The 3,276-nt window shown below is 37.8% G+C and carries 4 protein-coding genes; all 4 read left to right on the forward strand.

The features are described 5' to 3' along the window. Positions 1-52 precede the first annotated feature (52 nt). Positions 53-1,126 carry a protein rep gene (locus ACMZ6Z_RS09115; RefSeq protein ID WP_253215780.1) on the forward strand — a complete coding sequence of 358 codons (1,074 nt, stop codon included), beginning with the start codon at positions 53-55 and terminating at the stop codon, positions 1,124-1,126. Positions 1,127-1,891: 765 nt separating this feature from the next. Further along, entirely contained in the window at positions 1,892-2,218 is a 327-nt protein-coding gene (locus tag ACMZ6Z_RS09120) for a hypothetical protein (protein WP_044688197.1), read from the forward strand. Beyond that, positions 2,215-2,475: a hypothetical protein gene (locus ACMZ6Z_RS09125; protein WP_416132218.1), complete on the forward strand. Its 261-nt coding sequence runs from the start codon at positions 2,215-2,217 to the stop codon at positions 2,473-2,475. Before ACMZ6Z_RS09120 ends, ACMZ6Z_RS09125 begins: the two co-directional genes overlap by 4 nt. A 217-nt stretch (positions 2,476-2,692) precedes the next feature. Beyond that, positions 2,693-2,857 carry a hypothetical protein gene (locus ACMZ6Z_RS09130; RefSeq protein WP_416132219.1) on the forward strand — a complete coding sequence of 55 codons (165 nt, stop codon included), beginning with the start codon at positions 2,693-2,695 and terminating at the stop codon, positions 2,855-2,857. The last annotated feature ends 419 nt before the right edge of the window (positions 2,858-3,276 follow it).

The following is a 3,276-nucleotide window of genomic DNA, read 5'->3' on the forward strand; positions in this document are numbered from 1 at the left end:
AGGAATTTTTGTGTTATTTTTAATTTAATTCCTCTTGATTATATCAGACAAAATGGTTAAAAGTCAAGAACAAAAACGCAAGTATAATAATTATATTTTAAAACGTCCTGAACCTCAGACGGAAGATTTTGAAATCTTACATGATGTCACAAAGACTGGTAAAGATAGAAAATGGAAAGAGCGTAAAATGGGGAATTTGAGATTTTCAAACCGTCTTGAAAAATTAGGATATAAAGAGAGTGTGGTTGAGAGAGTTAGGAGTTGTGGAGATTATCTAAAATTTGTTATAGACCATACTCAAAAATTGAAATTGTATCAAGCTTATTTCTGTAAGAATAAACTTTGTCCGATGTGCAACTGGAGACGGTCGATGAAGTATTCTTGGCAAGCGAAAAGAACTTTGGAAGAGGCTCTGAAGAGAAAACCAAAGGCACGCTTTTTATTCTTGACATTGACGATTAAGAATGTTCCTGCGGAAGAACTTTCAGATGCTATCAAGGAAATGAATATAGGGTTTGACCGTGCATTTAGACGGAAATTGGTTAAAAAGAATTTGATAGGCTATATTCGTTCGTTAGAAGTGACTTATAACGATGAGACAGGTCTCTATCATCCGCATATTCATGTCCTGTTAATGGTCAGTTCAACGTATTTTAATAGCAAAGAAAATTATCTTAGTCAAGCTGATTGGACAGAAATTTGGAAACAATCTGCTAAATTGGACTATACACCGATTGTCGATATTCGAGCAGTCAAAGAGAAAGTTGCCCGTGATGATTTGAAAAATGACTTTTCTGAAGACGGCATTATGAAAGCAGTTCTTGAGACTGCAAAATACCCTGTTAAACCATTTGAAGTTGAAAAGGATAAAAATGGCAATTTTATCAAACGTAGCGAAGAAAAACTGACTCAAATTACTGGAGAATTGCTTGAAGGACTTTATAAAAAACGACAGCTTGGTTTTGGCGGTCTCTTGAAAGAAATTCGAAAAGAAATGAAGTTAGATGACATCGAGAACGGAGACTTAGTAAACACTTCAGACGAAGATAAACCAAAGGCTTCAAAGGCAGAAATTATCGTCGCATATTGGAACTATTCAAAAGGCAACTACTTCATCAAGCAGTAGCATTTTTCAAAGACAAATTGCCCTGGGCATTTACTGTCCTTGGCATTTTTTTATTCCCCTCCAGGTCTATCAAAAAAAACAAGTTCTTTTCTCTGACAAGCCTAGCTTATGACATCAATTTTTGACCCTTTCTTTTGGCTCTATACGAGCCTTTTTTCTATTCCCCCCTGTAAAGTCTAGTGTCACATCTTTTGAGAACTTAGAATTGCTCGGTCAGTGTTTTGACTTGCATAGGTCAAGTAGCTATTAGTCTTGCAGGCAAGAAAAAACTCAGTCTGCCTTTGGCAAGGTGGATGGCTTTGACGACGAAATTTTGTATACAAAATTGACGAGGAAAAGACAGACAGCAACCCAAATGGCTCTGATGTTTTTCTTGTCTAGCAAGTCTTAGCTAGAGACCGTGCAAGATCCAAAACCGACCATAGCAAATCTTGTTCTGAAAGTGTAGACAATAGACTTGAAAGGGTGGTTATAAAACACTCGTATTATACAAAATGAAAGTGTCAACAAATTCAATCATATCAAGGGTTTGCGAGAAAAAGGACGGTCTTTTTTTGAAGGCTCTGAGGTGGTATAATAAATTCAAGGCAGTAAAAAAACGGCACTTTGCTTTGAGAAAGATACCGCTTCGAAATGTTGCAAATATAGTTTAATAAAGACAATTCATCCTGTCAATCCATTTTTTTGAAGAAGGTTTCTGCACTGTTGTCGTTCTGCCGAATTTTTTTAGAAAGACCTGCGAAAGAGCAGGAAAGGAAAAAGATTATGGCAATTAGACCATCGCAAGCAGTAGCTCCAAAATTCGGAGAGTTGGCAAACGTAAAATGTATTAGTGAATTTATTGATAATCCAGTCTATGAGAATAACAAAAGGACAGGAACAAATGGTGTTAAAGCTGATTTCTTAGTCATGAGTGGCGAATTGACAGGTTTTGTTTTTACAGCAAAATTTGAACGACTTCCATCCGTTGAGTTGATGCAAGATTATCGTATGAGTTTTGATACTGAAAAATCAACGGTGTATGTTCAAAACGGCCAGTTGGGTCTATCGCTTTGGGCAAATGGTCTTGAACCTCTGAAGAAGCAACCATGATAATTTTAGTACATGATAATTCGGTCATAAACATGATGGGACAGGCAAAAGGTTTTGAGCCGATTTTGTATACTCTTGATGAACTTCAAAATACATCTTTTCAATCTGCTTTGGACAGTCATTTTCAAGCTGAACCAGTCGGATATACCGAGAAGATGTCTCCGCTTTATTTTGGATTTCGTAAACGTGATGACCGAGGGAAGTACAGGGTTTATACTCGAGAGGTAGCTGAAAAACTCTCTAAAGGCTCAGAATAGCCCCTCTCGTCTCGAAGAGACATTTGTGGGGGAATTATACCGCTCGACGGTATAAGGGGGCTAAAAGCCCCTCTTTTTTGTCTCTACGCACGAGTTAGCACAAAAGCATGAAAAAGAACATGACATAAATGTCCTTGACCAGCCTCTCCTCGGGGGCACGGAGTGGACCGCCCCCGAAATCCTATCAGCCAAAAAACAATGTGTTATTTCTTGTCACGTGACAAAATCAGCCTTGTATGTTAGACTAAAAGTGCTTAAAAGTTCGGTTAAGTTAAGCGTGAAGAAAAACACCCAAGGTTGCAGCCAAGGGTGTTTTTTTGTGCTTGCTCAAGGCACGCAGGCTAAGTTATTTGTCGCATTTGTTTCGCCACTTGCGGATTAGCCATTCCGCAATCAGTTCTGCAACGACGCTGACCAGCAACGGTAGCAAAACAAGTTCGGTTAAGAATTGTAGCATGAAGTCTCACCTCCTTAGCAGTTGCAAACTGCACGCTAACTGGGTGTTGCGACTTTATGATTATATCACAATCACCGCAGGTTAGACCGCCTAACTGAAAGTTAGGACGAAAAAAAATGACCTTGAAAAGGTCATTTTTTCAAAACGAGCGGAGCGAGTTTTTTCTTATCTTGATACTTTAGGTCATAACTCTCACGCAGAAATATTGCTCAAACGCTAATAACCATGCTATGAAAACGAAATTTTCATTATTGAAAATAAAAACAAAAAAACCTTGAATTTTTTTCACATTCATGGTAAAGTTTAGTTGTTCAGAAAAAACTTATGAAAGGAAAAATAATCAA

Origin of the sequence: Streptococcus pluranimalium, assembly GCF_047785705.1 — a bacterium.
Taxonomy (GTDB): Bacteria; Bacillota; Bacilli; order Lactobacillales; family Streptococcaceae; genus Streptococcus; species Streptococcus pluranimalium_A.